This is a genomic window from Flavobacterium sp. PLA-1-15 (genome assembly GCF_049060005.1).
GTDB lineage: Bacteria > Bacteroidota > Bacteroidia > Flavobacteriales > Flavobacteriaceae > Flavobacterium.
Genome location: NZ_JBMGQS010000038.1, coordinates 1 through 22,778, shown reverse-complemented (window position 1 = coordinate 22,778; position 22,778 = coordinate 1). Strand labels below are relative to the sequence as shown.

The window sequence follows — 22,778 nt, the reverse complement described above, 5'->3', positions numbered from 1 at the left end:
GCAACTATCAAACAGCCAAACGCAACTATCAAACAACCAATCGCAACTATCAAACAGCCAAACGCAACTATCAAACAACCAATCGCAACTATCAAACAGCCAAACGCAACTATCAAACAGCCAAACGCAACTATCAAACAACCAAACGCAACCATCAAACAACCAAACGCAACTATCAAACAGCCAAACGCAACTATCAAACAGCCATGCGCAACTATCAAACAGCCATGCGCAACTATCAAACAGCCAAACGCAACTATCAAACAACCAAACGCAACTATCAAACAATCAAACGCAAGCACTTTAAAATAAAAAACACCCACTTCAAAATAAAAAGCAGGCACTTCAAAATAAAAAACACCCACTTTAAAAAAGCAACATACTACATTTTCCTACAATTTCTCCTGCAGGCGTGAGCTTCTAGCTCGTGAACACAAAGAGTATAAAAAATTAAAATGTATTTTTGTTTCAGGCCCCGGGCTAGAAGCTAACGCTAGAAGAGGGTTGCCATGTAAAGATTTGCATAAAGACTATAATTAAAATAATAAACCGCACTTTTCAAAATCCCCCACTTCGAATCGCAACTGGAAAGATAAACTAAACAGGGAAAATAAAAAGGAAGTTTTAGAAACGCAAAGAATTGAGAAGAAATACTATATTTGGAGCAAGAAATTAACAAAAAAAAATCATGAAAAGAAGAATAGTACTAGCATTGACATTTATTTTCGCAACCACTCTTATAGGATGCGGCAGCGACGACAACGGAACTTCAACAGCATCAATCGTTGGAAAGTGGCGAGCCGAAAAATTTGATTATTATAGAAATGGTCAGTTACAACAAACACAAATAATAGAGGAAGAAAATGCAAGTTGTCCTGACAATGTTGAATTTAAAACCAATGGAACTTTTGTGGCCTTAGAGCTTGATGCAGATTGTAATGCTTCTGTGGACGATAGCGGCACTTACACCTTCGACGGAACCACCATCACCTATAATTCAGATGCTTCTATAAGCACAGGCACCGTAATTTCCCTAAATGCAACCGACATGAAAGTGGATTTTACCGAAACACCATCAGAAGGAGTAGTGTATAAAAATGTTGGCTACTTTAAAAGGATGAATTAGTAATATAAAATAATCTTTGAAGTTCCCCGGCTTCCGAGGAACATTAAACAAAAAAACCGCAAAGCAACTTGCGGTTTTTTGTCAATATTAGCCTTAAAATCATCAACCCGATCACTCTGACATCCATAACAGTTGGTACAAATTTAATTTCGTTCTGTCCGCCTAAAGCCTTAAGGAAATCCGTTCATCGGGTCAGTTTGAAAGTTTCAACTAAGCTTCTAAAATCTATTAAAAAATAGACTCTTCTGTAGCAGTTGTAAACAGTTCCAGAAATTTCATTCCCCTATAGGAGTTTCCTTTCGGATTCAGTTTTGGACTCCAAACCGTAATGACATAACGGCCCGGAAACAAGGCTACAATTCCACCTCCGACACCACTTTTTCCGGGTAGGCCTACTCTGAAAGAAAACTCTCCCGATTCATCATAAAAGCCACAGGTTTGCATAATGGCATTTACCCTTTTGGTTTGGCTTTTGGTCAGGATTTGTTTTTGGTCGGAAGTTTTTTTACCACCGTTTGCCAAGAAACTAAAGGCTGTGCATAGCTCCAAACAATTCATCTCCACTGAGCAGATTTGGCTGTAAAGCCTCAACACATCATCAGGATTGTTCTTGATGTTTCCAAAAGATTTAATAAAATTGCAGAGAGCTGCATTGCGGAAACCATTCTTAAGTTCGCTTTCGGTTACCACATCCGAATAGTTGATGCTGACTGAATCGGTCAGATCCCTAACAAAATCCAGAAAAGCAGTGCTGGGATCGTCGTATAGATCGATCAGGATGTCGCTAATCACCAGTGCACCCGCATTGATAAAGGGATTTCTTGGAATACCATTGTCCGATTCCAACTGCACCAGCGAGTTAAACGGATTTCCTGAAGGTTCCACATCCACACGTTCCCAAATTTTTTCGCCAATTTCCTTATAAACCATGCAAAGCAGCAACACCTTCGAGATACTCTGTATGGAAAATCCCGTGTTGTGATTGCCATAATCAATGCTTTGCCCATCGAGCAATTTTAGCGAAACGGCAAATAGATTGGGATCAACGTGGGCAAGCTCCGGGATGTAGGCGGCAACTGCTCCCGGGTTTTCTTCAGCTTTAATTTGGTCGAAAATGGAAGCGATTATATTCTGATAGTGGTGGTTCATCTTTTAAAAGCAATAGTGCAGTATGAGGCGTCAAATTTAGGAATTAGAACAGAGGATTAGTATAAAAAAGATTTTAATTTTTTAAGCAGATTAAAATTTTTTATAGGGGATTACCCCCCGTTCCCGCACGAATCCCTTCACGTGGTAGTTGGCTTAATTTTTAATTTATTAAATAGAAACTTCTTTTGTTATATTTGATCTTCGTATCATGCAAAAGAATTCGTGACGTAAAACGATACATGATTAAAACTAACCCTAACTCAAACACTATGAAAAAAAACATTTTGGTACTGCTCCTTATTTTAATCTTTTCGCCCTTAAATGCACAAAACCATGAGGAAGGAATAAGGAGGCAATTTAGGGAGTACAATCAATTGGTATTGGATAAAAAAATAAATGAAGCGCTGGATTATACCATCGAGGATTTGTTTACGATTATCCCCAGGGAGCAAATGGTTAATATGATGGAGTCGGTTTTGAATACACCTTCTATGGAATTTCGAGGCACAATTCCTGAAATTACGGATATGGAACCCGTAAGGGAAATAGAGGGGGCCAGTTATGTTAGGTTTAAAAACAAGGCAATTATGGAAGTGAAATTTTTGCAAAGTCCTGATGAACCAAAAAGGACTCCCGAGGAAGAGCAAGAATACAATACAATGCTAATGGCTACTCTTCAAGAGCAATATGGAGAAGAGTATGTTACTTTTGATGCGCAAAGTGGTTTTTACAAGACTGTAACTATAAAGACTGTTATTGCAAAATCTAAGGATCTTAAGAATTGGAAGTTTGCTATCTTGGATAGTCCAACTATGAAAGTTTTGCTTGGAAAGTTTATCCCAAAAGAGCTTTTAGATTAAAGAGTATAGACAAAAAACCGCAAAGCAACTTGCGGTTTTTTGTTTTAAATTAGTCCTGCTAAATGATTTTATGAAAAAAATACTAGAAACTCCTAGACTATTCTTGCGGGAACTCGACCCAAACGATGCGGAGCAGTTCTACCAATTGAATCTAAACCCCAATGTCATCAAATATACAGGAAATGCGGCTTTTAAAGATGTTGAAGAAGCCTTGCATTTCCTCAAAAATTATCAGGATTATAAGCAGAACGGCTACGGCAGATGGGCAGTAATCGATAAATTAAATAATGAATTCCTAGGCTGGTGCGGACTCAAATACGAAAAGGATTTGGATGAAACGGATATTGGTTTTCGGTTTTTTGAACAGCATTGGAGCAAGGGTTACGCTACCGAAAGTGCAAAGGCTTGTCTGGAATATGGTTTTGAAAAATTGAATTTGAAAACTATAGTCGGCAGGGCAATGCAAGAGAACATCGCTTCGATAAAAGTGCTCGAAAAGATAGGACTTGCGTTTGAAAGAGTTTTTGACTTTGACGCTCATAATAAAGGGAGTGATTTATACGACTGATAATGCCTGTAAATGAAAAAACAGTATCAGATTATTTTTTGATGCAACCTTTTTACCTTTAATTTCGTCTTCTATAAAAAACCAATAAACCCATGAAACAAAGACTACTCATTTTCGTATTTGCATCGCTTTTCCATCTTTCGGGAATGGCGCAAACAATAACAGGAAAGATTGTTGATTCTAAAACAGGAGAAAGTATTCCGTATGCCACTATTTTGATATCCGGAAAGGAGAATCTCATTAGTAATGAAGAAGGAATTTTCAGTATCTCCGAGAAGAATGATGATGCTTCGGTTTTGGCAATTTCCTATCTAGGATATGTAGGCCAGCAAATGACCATCAGCACGTTAAAGCAACAAAACAATGTTGTAAAACTGCAACCAGGTGTTTTTGAACTTGAGGATGTAGATGTAAACAAAATAAAGCCAAACGCTGATGCGGTTATGGCCAAGGTAAAGGAAAATCTGAAAAAGAACCATAGCGTGCGTCCAGAGGCGATGAAAAAGACACTTTTTATGCGTGAATTCGGAACCTTCAAGCCTAAAAAACTTGATATTGAAATTACAAAATCCACAGGATTTTCAAAAAGTGCTTTGAAGGAAGCCAATGCCGATGTGGCGAGCTTTACGTCTAAACTGATGAACAATCCGCCACAGGAATTTACAGATGTCTTGGCGAATTACTACAGCGGCAATCTTCCGGGCAAGGAAAAGCCAGTTTTTACCAACAAGCTTGAAGTAGTGAAAGCAACAAAGTTGAAGGACGAAAATAGAGCGGTTTCTATAGACAACATGGAGAAGATGGCGGCGAATATTTTCTTGAAGCACCTTGATACGACCAAATATTACCGCATCAAGAGCGGATGGTTTGGATCTCGTGACACGATTTCACTCAGAAAAGATTTCAACAAAAAGAAGAAAAAGAAAGAGAAAAGAACGGAGCTGGGTTCGGCAAAAACAAATCTTTATGGCCTACTTGCTGAAAATAATGTTCTTGGAACTCAATTGAATTTTGCCAACCAAACCGACCTTTATGAGTATACATATGAAGGAGCCGTTTATTCTGCACAAAATGAGTTTGCGTATGTTATTGGCTTTAAGCCGAAGAAAAGCAAGGCAAAATATTATGGCAAGCTGTATATCTCCGAAAAGGATTTTGCAGTACTGAGAGCCGATTATAATCTGGCAAAAGGAAAAACCTTGGGAGGTTTGAATGTAAAATGGCTCCTGGGCATCAAGGCTTCCGAAAACGTGAGCAACGGAACAATCATCTACAAACAGAATGCTTCGGGCGAAGGCTATCATTTGCAATATGCATCGAGCGAAACAGGTCAGTACTTTTATCTGAACCGTCCGTTAAAATTCATCGAGCTTACAAAAGAAGATAAGGATGTTGTGGCCGTTGATATAAAAGTGGAAGGAAATATGACCGAAAAAGTGGAGTTCCTGAACATATCGCAGGCAGATATCGAAACGAGTGTGCTTGAAGAGGTTAAGGAAAAAGAATTTGAATATATAAGACTCAAACGCTACGATCCAAAAATATGGAAGGATTATACCTCGATTGAACCTTTGGAAGAAATGAAACAGTTTAAGGTTGTAGAGGAATAGTAAACACACAAAAAAAGAGCTTCGTTTGAAGCTCTTTTTATTTTATATATTTTGAATTATTCCACTACGGCTTCACCATAAAGGTCAAACTCTGTAGCTTCAATGATTTTGATGTTTACAAATTCACCTGTCTTCAGGTATTGTTTTGAAGCATCAATCAATACTTCGTTATCCACATCCGGACTGTCAAATTCTGTTCTTCCTACGAAATGACCACCTTCTTTACGGTCGATGATGCATCTGAAAACTTTACCCACTTTTTCCTGATTCAAATCCCAAGAAATCTGCGATTGCAATTCCATGATTTCGTTCGCACGTGCTTGTTTCACATCGGCAGGAACGTCATCTTCCAATAAATAGGCATGTGTATTTTCTTCATGGGAATAAGCAAAACATCCCATTCTGTCAAATTTCATTTCCTGAACCCAGTCTCTCAAGATGTTGAAATCTTCTTCTGTTTCGCTTGGATAACCTACGATTAAAGTAGTTCTGATGGCAATTCCAGGAACAGCTTCACGGAAATCCTTCAACAATTTTGTAGTCTTTGCTTGTGTTGTTCCACGACGCATCGACTTCAGGATATTATCCGAAATATGTTGCAACGGAATATCAATATAATTACAAATCTTCGGCTCACGCTTCATGATTTCCAAAACATCCATCGGGAAACCAGAAGGGAAGGCATAATGCAAACGGATCCACTCGATTCCTTCTACTTTTACCAAAGCCTCAAGCAATTCACCAAGGTTGCGTTTTTTATATAAATCCAAACCGTAATAAGTCAAATCTTGAGCGATCAAAATCAATTCTTTCACGCCGTCTTTGGCCAAACCTTCGGCTTCCTTAACCAATTTCTCAATAGGTTGCGAAACGTGGCTTCCTCTCATCAACGGAATTGCGCAAAAACTGCATGGTCGGTCGCAACCTTCGGCAATTTTCAAATAGGCATAGTTTTTCGGAGTGGTTGTCAAACGTTCACCTAAAAGTTCGTGTTTGTAATCCGCACCCAAAGCTTTCAACAATCCAGGCAATTCTGTTGTTCCAAAATACTGATCCACATTTGGAATTTCTTTCTCCAAATCAGGTCTGTAACGCTCCGACAAACATCCCGTTACAAAAACTTTATCTACAAGACCGCGTTCTTTCTTATCGGCATATTCCAAAATCATGTTCACCGATTCTGCCTTTGCATTGTCAATAAAACCGCAGGTATTGATCACGATGATATTGCCCTCTGTTTCCGCAGGAGCCTCGTGTTCAACGTCTTTACCGCTGGCACGCAATTGTCCCATTAGTACTTCGCTGTCGTACACGTTTTTAGAGCATCCTAAAGTGATAACATTAATTTTGTTCTTTTTTAACGATTTGGTTCTCATAGTATTAAAGTCTAAATATTTTTAGAGCGTGCAAAATTACGCTTTTATTTCTTAGAAGCGGAATCATTTAGGAATTTTTATAATCGCTTGGTCCCGCTTTCCAGTACAATCTTTTTGCTCGCTAAAGAAGCGAGCAAAAAGGATTTTCCTTTCAATCGGGGCTAGAGGAAACTTATTTCTTGAAATAATCTTTCAAAAAAAAATCCACCCGAATCTACGAATGGATTTCAAATCATATTGATATTCTTTTAAAGTTCAAACAAAACCGTCAACGAAACATTATTGTTCTTTCTGTTGATAGTAGCCGTGTCAACCATTCCTTGCGAGAAGAACGCTTGTTGGTAATCTCTTTTTGCAAATGTATAAGACATATCTAGTTTCACATCACCAAAATTATACCCTAAACCACCTGAATAGCTTGTCAAGTCGCCCATAGCGTTGCTGTTTTTATAAGGGCTTTCTTCAAAACGATAACCTGCTCGTAGGCTCCAAGCCTTTATCCTGTATTCTCCTCCTACTCTAAATTCATTCGAAGTGTCCAAAAGAGTAGAAAGTTGATTGTTAACTTCTGTTGAATGTCTAAATTTAGTATTGCTGTAATCTTTAAGTATATAATCAAAACTCAATAAGCCATTTTTTCCAAAAACATACGCTAAACTTCCTGTCCATTTGCCTGGAGTTCGCAATTTATAAGTTGGATATACTATTACAAGATTTGGGTCGGCAAAAAAGTTACTGCTGTTTCCATTGGTACCACAATCTGCACAATTCACAGACAATGTTTGTAATAGCTCATCGTTGAGGCTGTACCATGTTGGTGATTCATAGGCAACACCGGCGCGAAATTCATTAGTAATTTTTGCAATAGTTCCTAATTGAAATGAAAATCCAGTTCCGTAGGTATACAATTCATTTGTAAATCTAGAGGCTTGAACGCCAGTTGTTGTGTCATGATTAGGAGAATCCAAATAGTCTTCGTAAAAACTCGTAGTCTGATTAAAATCTACAAAATGACTGTTTAAATTCAATCCAAAATAAAAACGGTCATTGTATTCTGCAGCGGCATTAAAAGAAAGTTTTCCATTATAGCCATTAGAAGAAATACTGTTTTCTTGATAAAAATTTCCAGTACCACTTAATGCAGAAACATATTGGTTTCCTCCAGCAATTGTTGGATTAATGAAAAAACCTTCGTAGCCAAGATAAGCCTGCTGTCCTGCATATCCCAATTGTTCGAAGTTATTGCCTGTGATAGTGCCTTCGGAAATTCCATTAGCATAGCTAATAAAATAATCAGCTACTGAATTCGTAGGATTTATACCTTGAGAGTATATTCTGTTATCAAGATTGTTGCTGTTTTCATAATTGATGGCAAGGGTAAATTTTTTCCATTTGCTGTTTGTTTGATAGTCTTGGAACACCCAAACCGCCCCCAGCTGATTTAAGTCAAAGCTGTTGTCCTTTTCAGAGGTTGAAGTACCGAAATAATCGGATTTATTTTTAGTTGAATAGTTGCTTAAAGTAATTGCTGCTGCATTGTTGCTAAAAACAGCCGAACCAGCTGGATTAACGGATATAGCTGAAAAATCGCCACCAAGTGCGCCAAATGCTCCGCCCATAGCTCTGAAGCGTGCAGTTCCGTTAAGATTGTCTTGAGAATATCGTAATGCGTCTGAAAAGTCTTGTGCTTGCAATGTGTTTATTGAAAGGCCGATTATAAGTAGAGATACTAATTTTTTCATTTTCGTAAATTTAAAATTCAAAAAAAAACCTATGCTCATAACATTTTAAGTTTAAACATAGGTGTATATTGATGTCAGTAATGATTATCTTCTTCCGCCACCAGATCTTCCTCCGCCACCGCCTGATGAACCGCCACTTCTTCCACCTCCCATACTTGATCCAGAAGATCTGCTTGGGGCAGGAGAATAATTGTTGCTTCTTGTAGGGCTTGAGTTTCTTGTAGGTGACACGTTTGAATTGTTATTTCTTGAAGGAGCAACATTTGAATTGTTGTTACGAGAAGTATTTCTCGTTGAGTTGAAATTGCTATTCCTAGTGCCGGTATTTCTTGTGCTATTGAAACTATTGTTTCTTGTGAAATTATTATTTCTAACAGAATTAGTATTGGTTCTCCTTACAGAAGTGCCACTGTTATAGTTTCTAGAACCTCTAGTTGATGTTTCGGAACGGCTTAAATAATTTCTTCTTCCGTCGTTATAGGATTGACCTCTTCTGCCACTGCTGTAAGCGAAATTATTATTGTAGTAATGATTGTTCCAGCCTCCATATCCATAGGCGTAAGGGTGTCCGTACCAGTTGTTCCATCCCCAACCTGCACCGTACCAGCCTCCCCATCCGAATCCCCAACTAGGACCATACCAGTTGTTCCATCCCATTCCCCATCCTGGGCCATACCATCCAGCATACCCCCAATTGTTCCATCCCCAGTTGTTCCATCCCCATCCCCAGTTGTTGTCGTATACATTTACGGTAATGCTCTCAGGATTTCCACCCCAGGAAGTGTAGCCATTGTTGTAATCTGCTTCGTTTTGATAATTGGAAGAATAGTTTTCAACATCAGTAAAAACCTCCGTTGAATCATTGATAGGCTCAATCCTTGATTCGAAATAGTTTCTATATTCTTGGCTTGAAGCCGAATTAGCAACTTGATTGTTGTTGTTTCTATTAGAATTATATATTCCGTCCCTGTCATAATAGGAGCTGTTTTGATAGGAACCGCAAGACGTAACTAAAAGGCCAACCAATCCGATAAGAGAAAACACGGAAAGCGATTTTGTAGAAAAATAATTAGTTTTCATATCTGTGGGTATTTTTATTGTTGGACAATACAAAAATAGTTAGTTTTGCTGAACTATTTAGTTAAAATAAGTTAAACAATATTTGTGCCAAACTATTCATTATGAGTAAGAACTTAACAACGCGATCAGAGGATTATTCGAAGTGGTATAACGAGCTGGTTGTAAAGGCAGATCTTGCCGAAAATTCAGGTGTTAGAGGCTGTATGGTTATCAAACCTTACGGTTATGCGATATGGGAAAAAATGCAAGCGGAGCTTGACAGAATGTTCAAGGAAACCGGACATCAAAACGCCTATTTTCCGTTGTTCGTACCCAAGAGTATGTTCGAGGCAGAAGAGAAAAATGCCGAAGGATTTGCAAAGGAATGTGCTATTGTAACACATTATAGATTGAAAAACGATCCTGATAAGCCAGGAAAATTAATGGTTGACCCAAATGCCAAATTGGAGGAGGAACTTATAGTTCGTCCTACAAGTGAAGCGATTATTTGGTCGACATATAAAGGATGGGTGCAATCTTATAGAGATTTGCCTTTGTTGATTAACCAATGGGCAAATGTGGTGCGTTGGGAAATGAGAACAAGATTGTTTTTGCGAACAGCTGAATTCTTATGGCAAGAAGGTCATACAACACACGCTACAAAAGATGAAGCTATTGCAGAATCAGAACAAATGATGAATGTATATGCTGATTTCGTCCAGAATTTTATGGCGATTCCGGTAATAAAAGGACTAAAAACTGAAACTGAGCGTTTTGCTGGAGCTGATGAAACCTATTGTATTGAAGCATTGATGCAGGATGGAAAAGCGCTTCAGGCGGGGACTTCGCATTTCTTGGGTCAGAATTTTGCAAAAGCATTTGATGTGAAATTTGCAACTGCCGAAGGAAAGCAGGAATACGTTTGGGGAACTTCTTGGGGAGTTTCAACACGTTTGATGGGGGCGTTGGTAATGACGCATTCAGATGATAACGGATTGGTGTTGCCTCCAAATTTAGCTCCAATTCAAATTGTGATTGTTCCTATTTATAAAACAGAAGAAGAATTTAAAGCAATTTCTGAGGTTGCTCATACATTGGTTACGCAATTCAAAAAGTTAAGAATTTCGGTTAAGTTTGATGACAGAACCACTCAAAAACCAGGCTTCAAGTTTGCGGAATGGGAATTGAAAGGTGTTCCGGTTCGAATTGCAGTTGGTCCTAAGGATTTAGAAAATGGAACTTTCGAAGTGGCTCGAAGAGATACTTTGACCAAAGAAGTGGTTCTGAAAGACGGAATCGTAAATTATGTGAGCGATTTATTGGAAAAAATCCAAGATGATTTGTTCAATAAGGCCTTAAATTACAGAAACGATCATATTACCGAAGTAAATTCCTTTGAAGAGTTTAAAGATGTTTTAGAGAATAAAACCGGCTTTGTATCAGCACATTGGGATGGTACTGCCGAAACAGAAGAAAAGATCAAGGAATTGACAAAAGCAACCATCAGATGCATTGCTTTGGATCGAGTAGAAGAGGCGGGAAGCTGTGTGTTTACTGGAAAACCATCAACTGGAAGAGTGCTTTTTGCGAAAGCATATTAAAAAAAAATAAAAAATTTTAAGGTAGCTATTGTGCGAATAAAAAATAGTTGTATTTTTGCATCCGCATTAGAGAAGCAAGGCCCGTTCGTCTATCGGTTAGGACGCCAGGTTTTCATCCTGGTAAGGGGGGTTCGATTCCCCCACGGGCTACTTTTTTTGCAAAATAGGTTCTTGAAATATTGAGAAATAAAATGGCCCGTTCGTCTATCGGTTAGGACGCCAGGTTTTCATCCTGGTAAGGGGGGTTCGATTCCCCCACGGGCTACAAAAACAAACTTGCCTTCGGGTGGGTAACTAGAGGAATAAGGTCCGTTCGTCTAGGGGTTAGGACGCCAAGATTTCATCTTGGTAACAGGGGTTCGATTCCCTTACGGACTACTAAAATTAGTTGTGAATAAGTTTTATAAAATAAAATCTGGTGTCTCGGGTTTTATTTTGTTAGTTAAAACCAAAGTGTTCGCCTAGGCAAATGTGGGAGGTTTTTCTTTTTTAGCTAGTATTTATAATAATTATTACATCTAAAATTAAAAAGAAATGGCAAATCATAAGTCAGCATTAAAAAGAATCAGAAGTAACGAAAAGAAAAGAGTATTAAACAGATACCAACACAAAACTACTCGTAATGCAATTAAAGCATTAAGATTAGCTACAGATAAAGCTGATGCTTCTTCTAAGTTATCTGCTGTTATTTCTATGGTTGATAAGTTAGCTAAGAAAAATATCATTCACGATAACAAAGCTTCTAACTTGAAATCTAAGTTAACTAAGCATGTTGCTAAATTGTAATTGAATTACAACTTACTTTATAAATGAAAGCTCTCAATTTGAGAGCTTTTTTTTATGCGTATAATTAAGCCTATTTTTAAGCTCGTGCATAAAAAAAATAAAAGCTCTCGTTAAGAGAGCTAATAGTTTTATTGACTTATCTTTTCAGAAATTAGAATGAGCATTTCCTTAGTGAGCGGTTTCGGTAGGAAATCTACGACCATCGAAAAGTCTTTTGATTTCTTGATGTCATTCGGATCAATGGAAGAGGAAAGCAAGATGATTTTGGTGCTGTTGTAAATGTCTTGCAATTTACTGCTAAATTGTTCCAAGAATTCCCATCCATCCATTACAGGCATATTCAGATCGAGTAGGATAAGCAGAGGTTGCTCTGAATTTGAATTTTCTTCAATTGTTTCGGGATTTTCTAAGTATTTCACTGCTTCTTCACCATTGACGCAGGTTACGATTTGGGAAGCAAAGTTTGCTTTGGAAATGACTAATTTTGACAGTAACAACGCGATGGGGTCGTCGTCTACACAGATTACTTTTTGTAACATTAGTTTTGTTTCTTGAATTTTATAATAAATTTGGTGCCTTTGTTGACCTCGCTGTCAACTTGGATTTCGCCTCCCATACTTTCAATTTGTGATTTTACCAAATAAAGTCCCAATCCTTTGCTGTCAGGATAGTTGTGGAATCTTTGGTATAATCCAAAAAGCTTTTCGCTGTATTTCTTTAAATCGATTCCAATGCCGTTGTCTTCAAAGATAAATTCGGTAAATTGTTCACGATCAAATACAGACATTGTAATGATTGGTTCTCTCTCGTTTGATTTGTATTTTATTGAATTTGTAAGTAGGTTCAGTAGAATGCTTTCAAAATAAGCTTTGTTGGAATAGATTGAAAGGTTGTTTTCGTTATTGATAATTATCCTTGGCTTGTTATTTTCGACTAAAATATTGATTTGTTCAATAACGTTGTTAAAGGATTCTTCTATCGAAATGTTCTGTTTTTCAATCGACGGATTGTCCCTGATGATGACCACTTTTCCTAAATCGGAAATGGTTTCATTTAATAAATGAGTCGATTTTGAAAAACCATCAATAATGAGTTTTAATTCTTCATTTGGAATATAAATGTCATTGGTTAGTTTTAAAAGCCCAATCAAATTGGATAAAGGCGCTCTCAAATTGTGGGAAGTGATATAGGAGAATTGTCTTAAATCTTTGTTGTTTTGGGTCAATTCGTTGATAAGTTGTTCTTTCTCTTTCTCCTGTTTCTTTTGTTCGGTTACATCTCTTTGGATGGAAATCCAATGCGTGTGCTCTTTTTCACTATTAAAAACGGGTACCATCGAAAAACGTACCCAATATTCTTCATTGTTTTTTTTATGGCTGATGGTTTCCACTTCGCATTCCTGTTTGGCTTTTAGCGAAGAAGTAAATTTTTTAAATTCAATATCATTGGATTCGACGCCTATGAATGATTTTAGTGATTTTCCTACAACATCATCATATCCAAAGCCGGACATTCCTGTAAAGGCTTGGTTGGCAAAAACAATTTTAGGTATTTCAAATTCCGAAATATCCGAATCTGTAATCACTACAGCGTCTTTGGTGTTTGTAATTACCGTTTCCAAAAGTTTCAAACGTTCTTCCTCTTCCTTTTTCTTGGTAATGTCCTGCATTGCTCCAATCATTCTGGTTGCAACACCATTTTCATCAACTACCAAAAAACCTCTGTCCAAAACATATTTATACGAACCGTCCTTGCATTTAAATCGGTATTCGTCTTGCCAATTCTGTGTTTTTTGTTCTAGGAAGGAATACAATTTAACCGACATTTTGATGCTGTCTTCTGGATGAATCCGATCAAACCACCATTTGGATGTGTTTTCAATGTCTTCCCTGTCGTATCCATAAATATTTTGAATTCCTTTGTTCCAAGTAAATTCGTTGTCGGTTATTTTCCAGTCCCAAACCGTATCGCTGGTAGCTTTTGCTACGATGTCATATCGTTCTTTTGCTTCCTTGATTTCAGAATTGATTAAGTTTTGTTTTTCAATTCTGTAAAAATTTCCTTTGTTGTTCTTTATTATAAAATACCTGAGTATTAGTCCGGTAGTTATTATAAAAAGTAAGTCGGCAATGATGTGGTAAATAAATAGGCTTCGGGGTTCGTTATGGCCTTTAAATAGAATAATGCTTGCAATTGCAAAAACCGTAGATACTAAAATGAAGATGTAGGTTATTTTATTTGCTTTGCTTTTCATTACTTCAAATATATGAAATTATAATTATCTTTTTGATTTTCGAACCAAAACTAAACCTCAAATCGTAATTCATTCATACATTATGAGTTATTAAAAAGTTATACTAATAATTTTCATTTTTTATATCAAAATAAAGTGTACTTTTGCAACTTCTAAAAAAATCGAATGGAATCTATAAGAAACATTGCAATTATTGCCCACGTCGATCACGGTAAAACTACTTTGGTTGATAAAATTATGTACCACTGTCAGCTTTTCCGTGACAACGAAAACACGGGAGATCTTATCCTTGACAACAATGATCTTGAGCGTGAGAGAGGTATTACTATTACTTCAAAAAACGTTTCAGTTCAATATAAAGGAACAAAAATCAACATTATCGACACACCTGGTCACGCGGATTTTGGTGGAGAAGTAGAACGTGTATTGAATATGGCCGATGGTGTTTGCCTTTTGGTAGATGCTTTCGAAGGACCAATGCCACAAACTCGTTTCGTTTTGCAAAAAGCGATCGATTTAGGATTGAAGCCTTGCGTTGTAATCAATAAAGTAGATAAAGAAAACTGTACGCCGGAAGAAGTACACGAAAAAGTGTTCGACTTGATGTTTGAACTTGGAGCAACTGAAGAGCAATTGGATTTCCCAGCGGTTTACGGTTCTGCAAAAAACAACTGGATGTCGGACGATTGGAGAAACCAAACTGAAAATATCGAACCATTATTAGACATGGTTATTGAGCACGTGCCAGCTCCAAAAGTTTCTGAAGGTAATCCTCAAATGTTAATTACATCTTTGGATTTCTCGGCTTTTACAGGTCGTATCGCTATCGGTCGTCTTGAAAGAGGTGTTTTGAAAGAAGGTATGCCAATCTCTTTGGTAAAAAGAGACGGAAGCATATCAAAATCTAGAATTAAAGAATTGCATACTTTTGAAGGACTTGGACGTAAAAAAGTTACTGAAGTAATTGCAGGAGATATTTGTGCTGTCGTAGGTATTGAAGGTTTTGAAATTGGGGATACCATTTCTGACCACGAAAACCCAGAAGGTTTAGCGTCTATCGCTATTGATGAGCCAACAATGAGTATGTTGTTTACAATTAACGATTCACCTTTCTTTGGTAAAGAAGGAAAATTCGTAACTTCTCGTCATATCCGTGAGCGTTTGACAAAAGAATTAGAGAAAAACTTGGCTATGAAGTTGGGCGAAACTGATTCTGCAGATAAATTCATGGTTTTTGGTCGTGGCGTATTGCACTTGTCTGTTCTTATTGAAACAATGAGAAGAGAAGGATACGAGTTACAAATCGGTCAGCCACAAGTTATCATCAAAGAAGTTGATGGTGTGAAGTGTGAGCCAATCGAAGAATTAACAATTGACTTGCCAGAAAATCTTTCAGGAAGAGCGGTAGAGTTTGTAACGCTTCGTAAAGGTGAAATGTTGAGCATGGAAACAAAAGGCGAGCGTATGATCATCAAATTCAATATTCCTTCTCGTGGAATCATTGGATTGCGTAACCAATTGCTTACAGCTACGGCTGGTGAGGCTATTATGGCACACCGTTTCATTGGATACGAGCCTTACAAAGGAGAAATTGCCGGACGTAACAAAGGTTCATTGATTTCTATGGAAAAAGGAAAAGCAATTCCTTATTCTCTTGATAAATTGCAAGATCGTGGTAAATTCTTCATCGAGCCTAACTCTGAAATTTATGAAGGTCAGGTAATTGGAGAAAACTCTCGTGCAGATGACATGTGTGTAAACGTAACGAAAGAGAAAAAACAATCCAACGTTCGTTCTTCTGGAAACGATGAAAAAGCGAGAATCATCCCGCCAATCATTTTCTCTCTTGAAGAAGCTTTAGAGTACATTCAAAAAGATGAGTACGTGGAAGTTACACCAAAATCAATCCGTTTAAGAAAGATTTACTTAACTGAAACAGATAGAAAACGTTTTAAAATCTAATACGTTTCTCTTTATAAAATCAAGCCATTCTGAAAAGAGTGGCTTTTTTTATTGAAGCTATTTCCTGCTTTTCGTTTCAAGTCCTCGGCAAAAAGCTTTTTTTCTAAGTCAGAAAACGAGCTTCCGTTGGTCGCTGTTTTCTGCCAAGAAAAAATAGCTTTTTTGCCTGTGGGCTTTCCACTATAATCAGGGCTAATGATGCAGTTTGTCGATTAGCATTGCGGATAATTTTAATCACAAAAAAAACCGAAGCGCAAACTTCGGTTTTAAAATATAATATAATTTTTTATTTATGCAGTTGCAACTTTTTTAGCCTTAAAAACAAAATACAATCCAACAATAATAAAAGGAATACTCAACCATTGTCCTGTAGAAAGTAATCCAAGTTCTTCCTCGAAACCACCTTGACTTTGCTTCACATATTCAACGATAAAGCGAACCGTGAAAAGCATCACCAAAAACAATCCAAACAAAAGGCCTTGCTTTTCTCGTGCATCTGTTTTCCAATACGCATAAAACAAAATCAAGAATACAAAAACATATCCAAATGCTTCATACATCTGAGATGGATGCCTGAAAGGGATTTGCGATAAGATATCCGAAAATCGAGGGTCATTCTGAATCATCTTGTAACCTTCATTTTCTGTCGTAGCTTGTGTCAAATCCTGAACATCTTGTCTTGCCCAAAACTCTTCTTCACGGATAAATTTAACTGCATAAAAAGCATCACCAGAAGTTTCATGACCATAAATTTCTGAATTGAAAAAGTTGCCCAATCGCACGAAAATTGCTCCACTTGCACACGGAATAACTACTCTGTCTAAAACCCATAGCATCGACCTTTTCATTACTTTCCTGCTGAAATAGAACATCGCAATAATGATGGCGATGGTTGCTCCGTGACTTGCTAATCCGCTGAAACCAGTGAATTTGAAATCTGGCACAGTTCTAATTGGCAACAAAACACTCAAAGGGTCTTGAAAAATAAGTTCCGACTGATAAAATAAAACGTGACCCAAACGAGCTCCAAGTAAGGTTGCTAGAATCGTCCAGATGAAAAGAGAATCCAGTTTTTCAACCGGTTCGTTTTCCCTGTCGAAAATCTTTTTCATAATATACCAACCCAAACCGAAGGCAACAACCCACATAAGGCTGTAATATCTAACGACAAAAAAGCCTAAATCAATTCCTTCTGATGGATTCCAAACAATCCCTAATGTATGTGTCATATTTATTTTATGAAGTTATGTTGTGTAAAAATAAAGATTTGAAAGTAAATTAATGTTTATGATTGCAGTTTTTTTGAGGAACCGGGTCGTAACCTGTTTTCCCCCAAGGATGGCAACTCAAAATGCGTTTCGTTCCTAAATAGCCACCTTTAAACAATCCGTGAATTTGCAAAGCCTCTAACATGTATTGCGAACAAGTGGGTTGAAACCTACAAGCCGAAGGCAAAATAGGAGAAATAACCAATTGATAGAATCGGATTAAAAAGATAAAAGGAAATAGGATAATTTTTCTAAACATCGTCATTCGCTTTTAATTTGGCATACTATTGAACACTAAAACTTGTGCCGTCTTTTCCGTCTTTCAATTGAATTCCAAGTGCAATCAGTTGGTCTCTAATTTGGTCGGACATTGCAAAATCCTTGTTGGCTCTTGCAGTATTTCTCATCTGAATCAACATTTCAACAGTTCCTTTTAATTTTTCAGAAATCAAAGCGACACCACTTGATGAAGCTTCATTGTTGATTCCTAAGACATCAAACAAAAAGCTTGAAATAGTAGTTTCCAAAAGTTGAATATCATCGGCAGTCAACGTTTCCTTTCCGTCGTTAACCAAATTGATAAAACGAGCTCCTTCAAACAATTGTGCAATCAAAATCGGAGAATTGAAATCATCGTCCATTGCATCGTAGCAACTCTGTCTCCAAGAAGCAATGTCTAAGGTCGAAGTTGTACTTGCTTTTAATGATGCAATCAATTTATGCGATTCCAACAATCGGTTGCAACCTTTCTCACTCGCCACCATCGCATCGTTCGAAATATCCAAGACACTTCTGTAATGTGCCTGTAGAAAGCAAAAACGCACTATATTCGGTTCAAATTGCTTTTCAAAAAAAGTATTGTTACCAGTTAGCAATTCCATTGGTAAAATATAATTACCAGTAGACTTACTCATTCTCAAACCGTTCATCGTAAGCATGTTGGTATGCATCCAGTAATTTACCGGAGCAGTTCCATTACAGGCTTTTCCTTGCGCTATTTCGCATTCGTGGTGTGGAAATTTCAAATCCATTCCGCCACCGTGAATGTCAAACGTTTCACCTAAATATTTCGTACTCATCGCTGTACACTCTAAATGCCAACCTGGAAAACCATCTCCCCAAGGAGAATTCCATCGCATAATGTGTGCCGGAGAAGCACTTTTCCAAAGCGCAAAATCCTGAGGGTTTTTCTTTTCGCTTTGTCCGTCAAGGTCTCTCGTATTCGCAAAAAGTTCATCAATATTTCTATTGCTCAATTCGCCATAATTCAAGCCTTTTTCATTGTAAGCCAATACGTCAAAATAAACAGAACCGTTGCTTTCGTAAGCAAATCCAAGGCTGATTAATTTCTGTGTAAGTTCGATCTGTTCAATAATATGTCCCGTTGCGGTAGGTTCAATTGTAGGAGGTAGGAAGTTGAAAGCATCCAATACCTTATGAAAATCAACCGAATATTTCTGAACAATTTCCATTGGTTCCAATTTTTCCAATTTCGATTGCTTTACAAAACGGTCGTTTTCCACATCGCCGTCATCGGTCAAATGGCCTGCATCCGTAATGTTTCTCACATAGCGGACCTTGTATCCAATATGAATCAAATACCTGTAAATCACATCAAAAGACATAAAAGTCCTCACATTTCCCAAATGCACATTGCTGTAAACTGTTGGGCCACAAACGTACATCCCAATATTTCCTTCGTGAATTGGAGTAAATGTTTCCTTTTCTCCCGAAAGGGAATTATAAATCTTCAGCGGGTGATTTTTATATGATGGCATATTCTTTTTTTTTTTAAGGAGCTAATCCTGCACCCGAGGCTAACAGCCGAATTGGCGAAGCAATCCGTTCCAATCTTTTATTTTTTTCTTTAAAAAAATAAAAGGATTTCTTCCGAAATCTCGGAACTATCGTGTGCTAGTTTATCTGCAATATAGGAAAATTTGTTTTAGAATTTCGTTTCCAATTTTATATAATCAAGAAATTCTCTTCGGGTAGATTCTTCTTTAAATTTCCCACAAAATTCAGAAGTTACCGTACTGCTTTCAATATCGCGAATTCCTCTCGAGTTTACGCATAAATGCTTTGCATCAATTACACAGGCAACGTCTTCAGTTCCTAAAACCTTTTGCAATTCCTGAACAATTTGCATTGTTAAACGTTCTTGGACCTGAGGTCTTTTGGCAAAATAATCCACGATACGATTCATCTTGGATAGCCCAACAACTCTTCCGCTCGAAATGTAAGCAATATGAGCTCTTCCGATGATAGGAAGCAGGTGATGCTCGCAAGTAGAATAAAGCGTAATGTTTTTTTCAACCAACATCTCGCCGTACTTATAATTGTTGTCAAACGTTGAAGCACTTGGTTTTTTTGCAGGGTTCAAACCACCAAAAATTTCCTTTACAAACATTTTGGCCACACGATTAGGTGTTCCTTTCATGCTGTCATCATTAAGGTCCATTCCAAGGGTAAGAAGTATATTCTGAACGTCTTTTTTTATCGATTCAATTTTTTGGTCATCAGTAAGTTCAAAAGCATCATTTCTGATAGGATTTTGAGCGCTTGTAGCAATGTGATTGTTTCCAATTTCGTCTTGAAAATCTTCGCTATTTATCATTAAATTTTAATATTATATTACGTGTAAACACTAAAGCTACAAAGATAAATAATAAAATTCAAAGTCCTTCCATAGCTGTTAATTTTTCAAATAATTTAAAATTAGTCATAATTATATGTTATTTTTTTGTAAATTTCGCTGCCTAAAAATTTTAAAAATGAAAAATAAATATCTATTAATCATCTGCTTATTCCTGATAAGTAGTTATTGTACGTTTGCACAGCAGGCGCCAATTGTTGAAGTTTCCATCCAGCAGCCCTCGGCAGTTTGTGTTGAAGGTGGTTGTGTTGACTTGACAGCAGACTATTTTATTACAAAACCAACTACGGATTATACTGTTGAGGAAATTATTTATCAGAATTTATATTCTTATACAGGGGGAACGGTTTTGGTTGTTACAACAGATGATGTTTGGTCGCCCATTTTTCAATTGCCATTTAGCTTCAATTTTTATGGTCAGAACTATGATAAAGTACTAGTCGGCTCAAATGGCGTAATAACTTTTGATATTGCAGGAGTTGTGCCTGGTGGTACTCAACAACCCGGTGGAGGATGTGCATGGGCTTATAATCAGACAGTTCCTAATACAGGATTTCCAATAACAAATTCAATTTATGGGGTTTACCAAGATACAAATATGGCTACGCCACCCATTCAAGATCCACTAATTCAAAATGTTAACTACTATGTAGGTGGAACTGCTCCTAATAGATATTTTGTAGCCAACTTTAATAGATTACCTCAATTTCAATGTAATGGAACCCTTGGAGCAACAGTAGAGCAGGATATAGGATTGCAAACCAGTCAAATCGTAATTTACGAAACAACCAATGTAATTGATGTTACCGTTAGAAAAAGATCGTCTTGTACTACTTGGAATAGTGGGAATGGTGTAATTGGTGTGCAAAACCAGGCAGGTACAGCCGGTGATACACCACCAGGCAGAAATACAGGGTCATGGGGAGCAACTAATCAAGGGTGGCGTTTTGTTCCTAGTGGAGTAGGGCCAGATTTGGTTACTTTGACTTGGGAAGATGCAAGTGGAACTGTTTTAGGTACTGGAAATCCTTTGAATGTTTGTATAGAAGATGAAGATGTTCCTGAAACCATAACTGCAGTTGTTACCTATATAAACGGAACCACTACGGCACAGGCAACTGCGGATATTACTTTAAGCGTAGCACCTGATTTGCCAGTTTTGGATCCAGTTGATATCACTTTGTGTACTTCAAATCCTGCTCCTTATGTTTTTCCTACAATCAATCAGGATACTTATATTTTAAATGGATATACAGAATTCGATTACGAGATTTATTATTTTAGAGAAGAAAATGCAACTGCGGCATACAACAAACAAACTTCTCAAGCATTAACCCCAGCTCAACTAAATAATTTTACGCTTCCAAACAGCGACCCCTACACAATATATGTATTGATTGTTGATGCAACAGGTACTGGTTGTCATAACGTCAGGACTTTTACGCTTCAAGGAGGGAACCCTTCGGGAACATTCTCTTATCCTGATGATGGTGGCAGTCCAGGATTTTGTATGAATTCTAATCCTGCAATGCCTCCTGTTTTAGATGCACTTACTCCAGGTGGAACTTATACGATTGCTCCAACTACTGGTTTGATAATAGATCCTACCACAGGAGAATTGGATTTAACGGGAGCTACTCCAGCAACTTACACGGTTACATATACTATTCCTGAAGTTCCGGGTTCTTGTCCTGAATATATTACCACGACTACTGTTTTAATCGAAGGCTGTTTCAGTACAACTCCAGTAACACCAACTCCAGTTTGCGAGGGAACACCAACTTTCAATCTCACAACTTCTGATGCAGGTCCAGGTGCGACTTACACTTGGACTGGTCCAAATGGATTTACTTCTAATGTTAAAGATCCAGTAAACGTTCCGGTTCCCTCAGCTCCGGGCGATTATACTTATAGTGTTTTTGCTACTATTTCTGGTGCAAATTCTGCTACTCAAAGTGTGACCCTAACGGTTCATCCTACACCCGAGGCTAGTTTTGTATTTGTTAATCCAACAATATGTACAAATGAATTTACTTATTTGGCTTTTACAGGAACACCTGGTGCAACTGTTACATTCAATAATGGATCAACCAATAATACTGTAACTTTAGATGCTGCAGGAAGCGCACAATTTACCACTCCTGTATTAACGGCACCAATAACTTACACCATTACAAGCGTTACTGGAAATACAATTCCAGCATGTACTTTTACGGTTCCAGCAGGAACTTTTAATACGGTTACTACAATCTCCGTAGGCCTTCCTACAGCTACGATGGTCGGCTTCACCGATCCGGTTATCTGTTTGGGAACTGCAGGAAGCTTCACGATCCAGGGAACCCCAGGGGCTACTGTGACCTATAAGATTGATGGCGTAACAGCACCTGATGTTATACTTCCAACTTCTGGCCAATTGCTGGTTACTACAGCTGTACAGAATACAGCAGGAACGTTCACCTATGAGCTTACAAATATAGCCACCACCGGAACAAGCGGATGCTCGAACGCACTTACTGGCGAAACGGCGGCCTTGACGGTAAATGCCCTGCCAACGGCAAGCTTCACTACAACTACGCCAACGGTTTGCCAGAACACGGCACCGACTATCCAGTTTACGGGAACACCAAATGCGAATGTTGCCTATACCTATAGCAATGGTGCGTCAACTGTAAGCGGTAACGCCTCACTGGACGGATCAGGAAACTTCACCCTTGACACAGTGAACCTTCCGGATCCCAACCTAAGCTACACCTTCACCTTG

The 22,778-nt window shown here is 37.8% G+C and carries 18 protein-coding genes, 3 tRNA genes and 1 pseudogene; 12 read left to right on the top strand and 10 right to left on the bottom strand.

The window, feature by feature from the left end; genetic code table 11:
• Both ACI6PS_RS15155 and ACI6PS_RS15150 read left to right on the top strand, forming a co-directional pair.
• Positions 1-312, top strand: a 312-nt coding sequence (locus tag ACI6PS_RS15155) for a hypothetical protein (RefSeq protein WP_421013418.1), incomplete at its 5' end; no start/stop codon positions are given.
• A 376-nt stretch (positions 313-688) separates the two neighbouring features.
• Entirely contained in the window at positions 689-1,126 is a 438-nt protein-coding gene (locus ACI6PS_RS15150) for a lipocalin family protein (protein ID WP_421013417.1), read from the top strand.
• A 228-nt stretch (positions 1,127-1,354) separates the two neighbouring features.
• On the opposite strand, the gene ACI6PS_RS15145 is transcribed toward ACI6PS_RS15150, so the two are convergent.
• Positions 1,355-2,275: a glutaminase gene (locus ACI6PS_RS15145; protein ID WP_421013416.1), complete on the bottom strand. Its 921-nt coding sequence runs from the start codon at positions 2,273-2,275 to the stop codon at positions 1,355-1,357.
• Positions 2,276-2,544: 269 nt separating this feature from the next.
• On the opposite strand from ACI6PS_RS15145, the gene ACI6PS_RS15140 reads away from it, so the two are divergent.
• The 3 genes from ACI6PS_RS15140 to ACI6PS_RS15130 all read left to right on the top strand — a co-directional run bounded on the left by ACI6PS_RS15140 (position 2,545) and on the right by ACI6PS_RS15130 (position 5,313).
• On the top strand, positions 2,545-3,135 hold the full coding sequence (locus ACI6PS_RS15140) for a hypothetical protein (RefSeq protein ID WP_421013415.1): 591 nt from the start codon (positions 2,545-2,547) through the stop codon (positions 3,133-3,135).
• A 70-nt stretch (positions 3,136-3,205) separates the two neighbouring features.
• A complete protein-coding gene (locus ACI6PS_RS15135; protein WP_421013414.1) occupies positions 3,206-3,703 on the top strand; it encodes a GNAT family N-acetyltransferase in 498 nt (165 codons plus the stop codon).
• 92 nt (positions 3,704-3,795) lie between these two features.
• Positions 3,796-5,313 (top strand): carboxypeptidase-like regulatory domain-containing protein, encoded by a 1,518-nt coding sequence (locus ACI6PS_RS15130; RefSeq protein WP_421013413.1) that lies wholly within the window; start codon positions 3,796-3,798, stop codon positions 5,311-5,313.
• A gap of 56 nt (positions 5,314-5,369) precedes the next feature.
• On the opposite strand, the gene rimO is transcribed toward ACI6PS_RS15130, so the two are convergent.
• The 3 genes from rimO to ACI6PS_RS15115 all read right to left on the bottom strand — a co-directional run bounded on the left by rimO (position 5,370) and on the right by ACI6PS_RS15115 (position 9,511).
• The gene (gene rimO / locus ACI6PS_RS15125) at positions 5,370-6,689 is read right to left on the bottom strand and encodes a 30S ribosomal protein S12 methylthiotransferase RimO (RefSeq protein WP_421013412.1); all 1,320 of its coding nucleotides are present in this window, start codon (positions 6,687-6,689) and stop codon (positions 5,370-5,372) included.
• A 248-nt stretch (positions 6,690-6,937) separates the two neighbouring features.
• A complete protein-coding gene (locus ACI6PS_RS15120; protein ID WP_421013411.1) occupies positions 6,938-8,431 on the bottom strand; it encodes an OmpP1/FadL family transporter in 1,494 nt (497 codons plus the stop codon).
• A gap of 84 nt (positions 8,432-8,515) precedes the next feature.
• The gene (locus ACI6PS_RS15115) at positions 8,516-9,511 is read right to left on the bottom strand and encodes a hypothetical protein (RefSeq protein WP_421013410.1); all 996 of its coding nucleotides are present in this window, start codon (positions 9,509-9,511) and stop codon (positions 8,516-8,518) included.
• Positions 9,512-9,612: 101 nt separating this feature from the next.
• On the opposite strand from ACI6PS_RS15115, the gene proS reads away from it, so the two are divergent.
• The 5 genes from proS (at position 9,613) to rpsT (ending at position 11,877) form a co-directional block, all read left to right on the top strand.
• A complete protein-coding gene (proS, locus tag ACI6PS_RS15110; protein WP_421013409.1) occupies positions 9,613-11,091 on the top strand; it encodes a proline--tRNA ligase in 1,479 nt (492 codons plus the stop codon).
• Between the two features lie 78 nt (positions 11,092-11,169).
• A tRNA-Glu gene (locus ACI6PS_RS15105) sits at positions 11,170-11,241 on the top strand.
• A gap of 43 nt (positions 11,242-11,284) precedes the next feature.
• Positions 11,285-11,356, top strand: a tRNA-Glu gene (locus tag ACI6PS_RS15100).
• Between the two features lie 41 nt (positions 11,357-11,397).
• A tRNA-Glu gene (locus tag ACI6PS_RS15095) sits at positions 11,398-11,469 on the top strand.
• A 156-nt stretch (positions 11,470-11,625) separates the two neighbouring features.
• Entirely contained in the window at positions 11,626-11,877 is a 252-nt protein-coding gene (gene rpsT / locus ACI6PS_RS15090) for a 30S ribosomal protein S20 (RefSeq protein ID WP_421013408.1), read from the top strand.
• A gap of 128 nt (positions 11,878-12,005) precedes the next feature.
• On the opposite strand, the gene ACI6PS_RS15085 is transcribed toward rpsT, so the two are convergent.
• Together ACI6PS_RS15085 and ACI6PS_RS15080 are read right to left on the bottom strand one after the other, a co-directional pair.
• The gene (locus ACI6PS_RS15085; protein WP_421013407.1) at positions 12,006-12,416 is read right to left on the bottom strand and encodes a response regulator; all 411 of its coding nucleotides are present in this window, start codon (positions 12,414-12,416) and stop codon (positions 12,006-12,008) included.
• Complete coding sequence (locus ACI6PS_RS15080; RefSeq protein ID WP_421013406.1) at positions 12,416-14,131, bottom strand: PAS domain-containing sensor histidine kinase; 1,716 nt, start codon at positions 14,129-14,131, stop codon at positions 12,416-12,418. The genes ACI6PS_RS15085 and ACI6PS_RS15080 overlap by 1 nt, the downstream gene beginning before the upstream one ends.
• 165 nt (positions 14,132-14,296) lie before the next feature.
• Here ACI6PS_RS15080 and typA point away from each other — a divergent pair, with 165 nt between their 5' ends.
• Positions 14,297-16,093 carry a translational GTPase TypA gene (gene typA, locus ACI6PS_RS15075; RefSeq protein ID WP_421013405.1) on the top strand — a complete coding sequence of 599 codons (1,797 nt, stop codon included), beginning with the start codon at positions 14,297-14,299 and terminating at the stop codon, positions 16,091-16,093.
• Positions 16,094-16,383: 290 nt separating this feature from the next.
• On the opposite strand, the gene lgt is transcribed toward typA, so the two are convergent.
• From lgt to folE, 4 genes are all read right to left on the bottom strand, one after another.
• A complete protein-coding gene (gene lgt, locus ACI6PS_RS15070) occupies positions 16,384-17,322 on the bottom strand; it encodes a prolipoprotein diacylglyceryl transferase (protein ID WP_421013404.1) in 939 nt (312 codons plus the stop codon).
• A 49-nt stretch (positions 17,323-17,371) separates the two neighbouring features.
• Complete coding sequence (gene yidD / locus ACI6PS_RS15065) at positions 17,372-17,620, bottom strand: membrane protein insertion efficiency factor YidD (RefSeq protein WP_421013403.1); 249 nt, start codon at positions 17,618-17,620, stop codon at positions 17,372-17,374.
• A gap of 25 nt (positions 17,621-17,645) precedes the next feature.
• Complete coding sequence (cysS, locus tag ACI6PS_RS15060; protein WP_421013402.1) at positions 17,646-19,139, bottom strand: cysteine--tRNA ligase; 1,494 nt, start codon at positions 19,137-19,139, stop codon at positions 17,646-17,648.
• A gap of 167 nt (positions 19,140-19,306) precedes the next feature.
• Entirely contained in the window at positions 19,307-19,978 is a 672-nt protein-coding gene (gene folE, locus ACI6PS_RS15055) for a GTP cyclohydrolase I FolE (protein WP_421013401.1), read from the bottom strand.
• Between the two features lie 157 nt (positions 19,979-20,135).
• Here folE and ACI6PS_RS15050 point away from each other — a divergent pair.
• Positions 20,136-22,778, top strand: a pseudogene (locus tag ACI6PS_RS15050) (hypothetical protein); the annotation flags it as partial.

Coding starts and splice junctions, on each gene's coding strand:
- rimO (WP_421013412.1), bottom strand. CDS start 6,689: ATGAGAACCAAATCGTTAAAAAAGAACAAAATTAATGTTATCACTTTA.
- ACI6PS_RS15145 (WP_421013416.1), bottom strand. CDS start 2,275: ATGAACCACCACTATCAGAATATAATCGCTTCCATTTTCGACCAAATT.
- ACI6PS_RS15120 (WP_421013411.1), bottom strand. CDS start 8,431: ATGAAAAAATTAGTATCTCTACTTATAATCGGCCTTTCAATAAACACA.
- ACI6PS_RS15150 (WP_421013417.1), top strand. CDS start 689: ATGAAAAGAAGAATAGTACTAGCATTGACATTTATTTTCGCAACCACT.
- ACI6PS_RS15080 (WP_421013406.1), bottom strand. CDS start 14,131: ATGAAAAGCAAAGCAAATAAAATAACCTACATCTTCATTTTAGTATCT.
- folE (WP_421013401.1), bottom strand. CDS start 19,978: ATGATAAATAGCGAAGATTTTCAAGACGAAATTGGAAACAATCACATT.
- ACI6PS_RS15085 (WP_421013407.1), bottom strand. CDS start 12,416: ATGTTACAAAAAGTAATCTGTGTAGACGACGACCCCATCGCGTTGTTA.
- ACI6PS_RS15130 (WP_421013413.1), top strand. CDS start 3,796: ATGAAACAAAGACTACTCATTTTCGTATTTGCATCGCTTTTCCATCTT.
- typA (WP_421013405.1), top strand. CDS start 14,297: ATGGAATCTATAAGAAACATTGCAATTATTGCCCACGTCGATCACGGT.
- cysS (WP_421013402.1), bottom strand. CDS start 19,139: ATGCCATCATATAAAAATCACCCGCTGAAGATTTATAATTCCCTTTCG.
- ACI6PS_RS15115 (WP_421013410.1), bottom strand. CDS start 9,511: ATGAAAACTAATTATTTTTCTACAAAATCGCTTTCCGTGTTTTCTCTT.
- lgt (WP_421013404.1), bottom strand. CDS start 17,322: ATGACACATACATTAGGGATTGTTTGGAATCCATCAGAAGGAATTGAT.
- ACI6PS_RS15140 (WP_421013415.1), top strand. CDS start 2,545: ATGAAAAAAAACATTTTGGTACTGCTCCTTATTTTAATCTTTTCGCCC.
- proS (WP_421013409.1), top strand. CDS start 9,613: ATGAGTAAGAACTTAACAACGCGATCAGAGGATTATTCGAAGTGGTAT.
- ACI6PS_RS15135 (WP_421013414.1), top strand. CDS start 3,206: ATGAAAAAAATACTAGAAACTCCTAGACTATTCTTGCGGGAACTCGAC.
- yidD (WP_421013403.1), bottom strand. CDS start 17,620: ATGTTTAGAAAAATTATCCTATTTCCTTTTATCTTTTTAATCCGATTC.
- rpsT (WP_421013408.1), top strand. CDS start 11,626: ATGGCAAATCATAAGTCAGCATTAAAAAGAATCAGAAGTAACGAAAAG.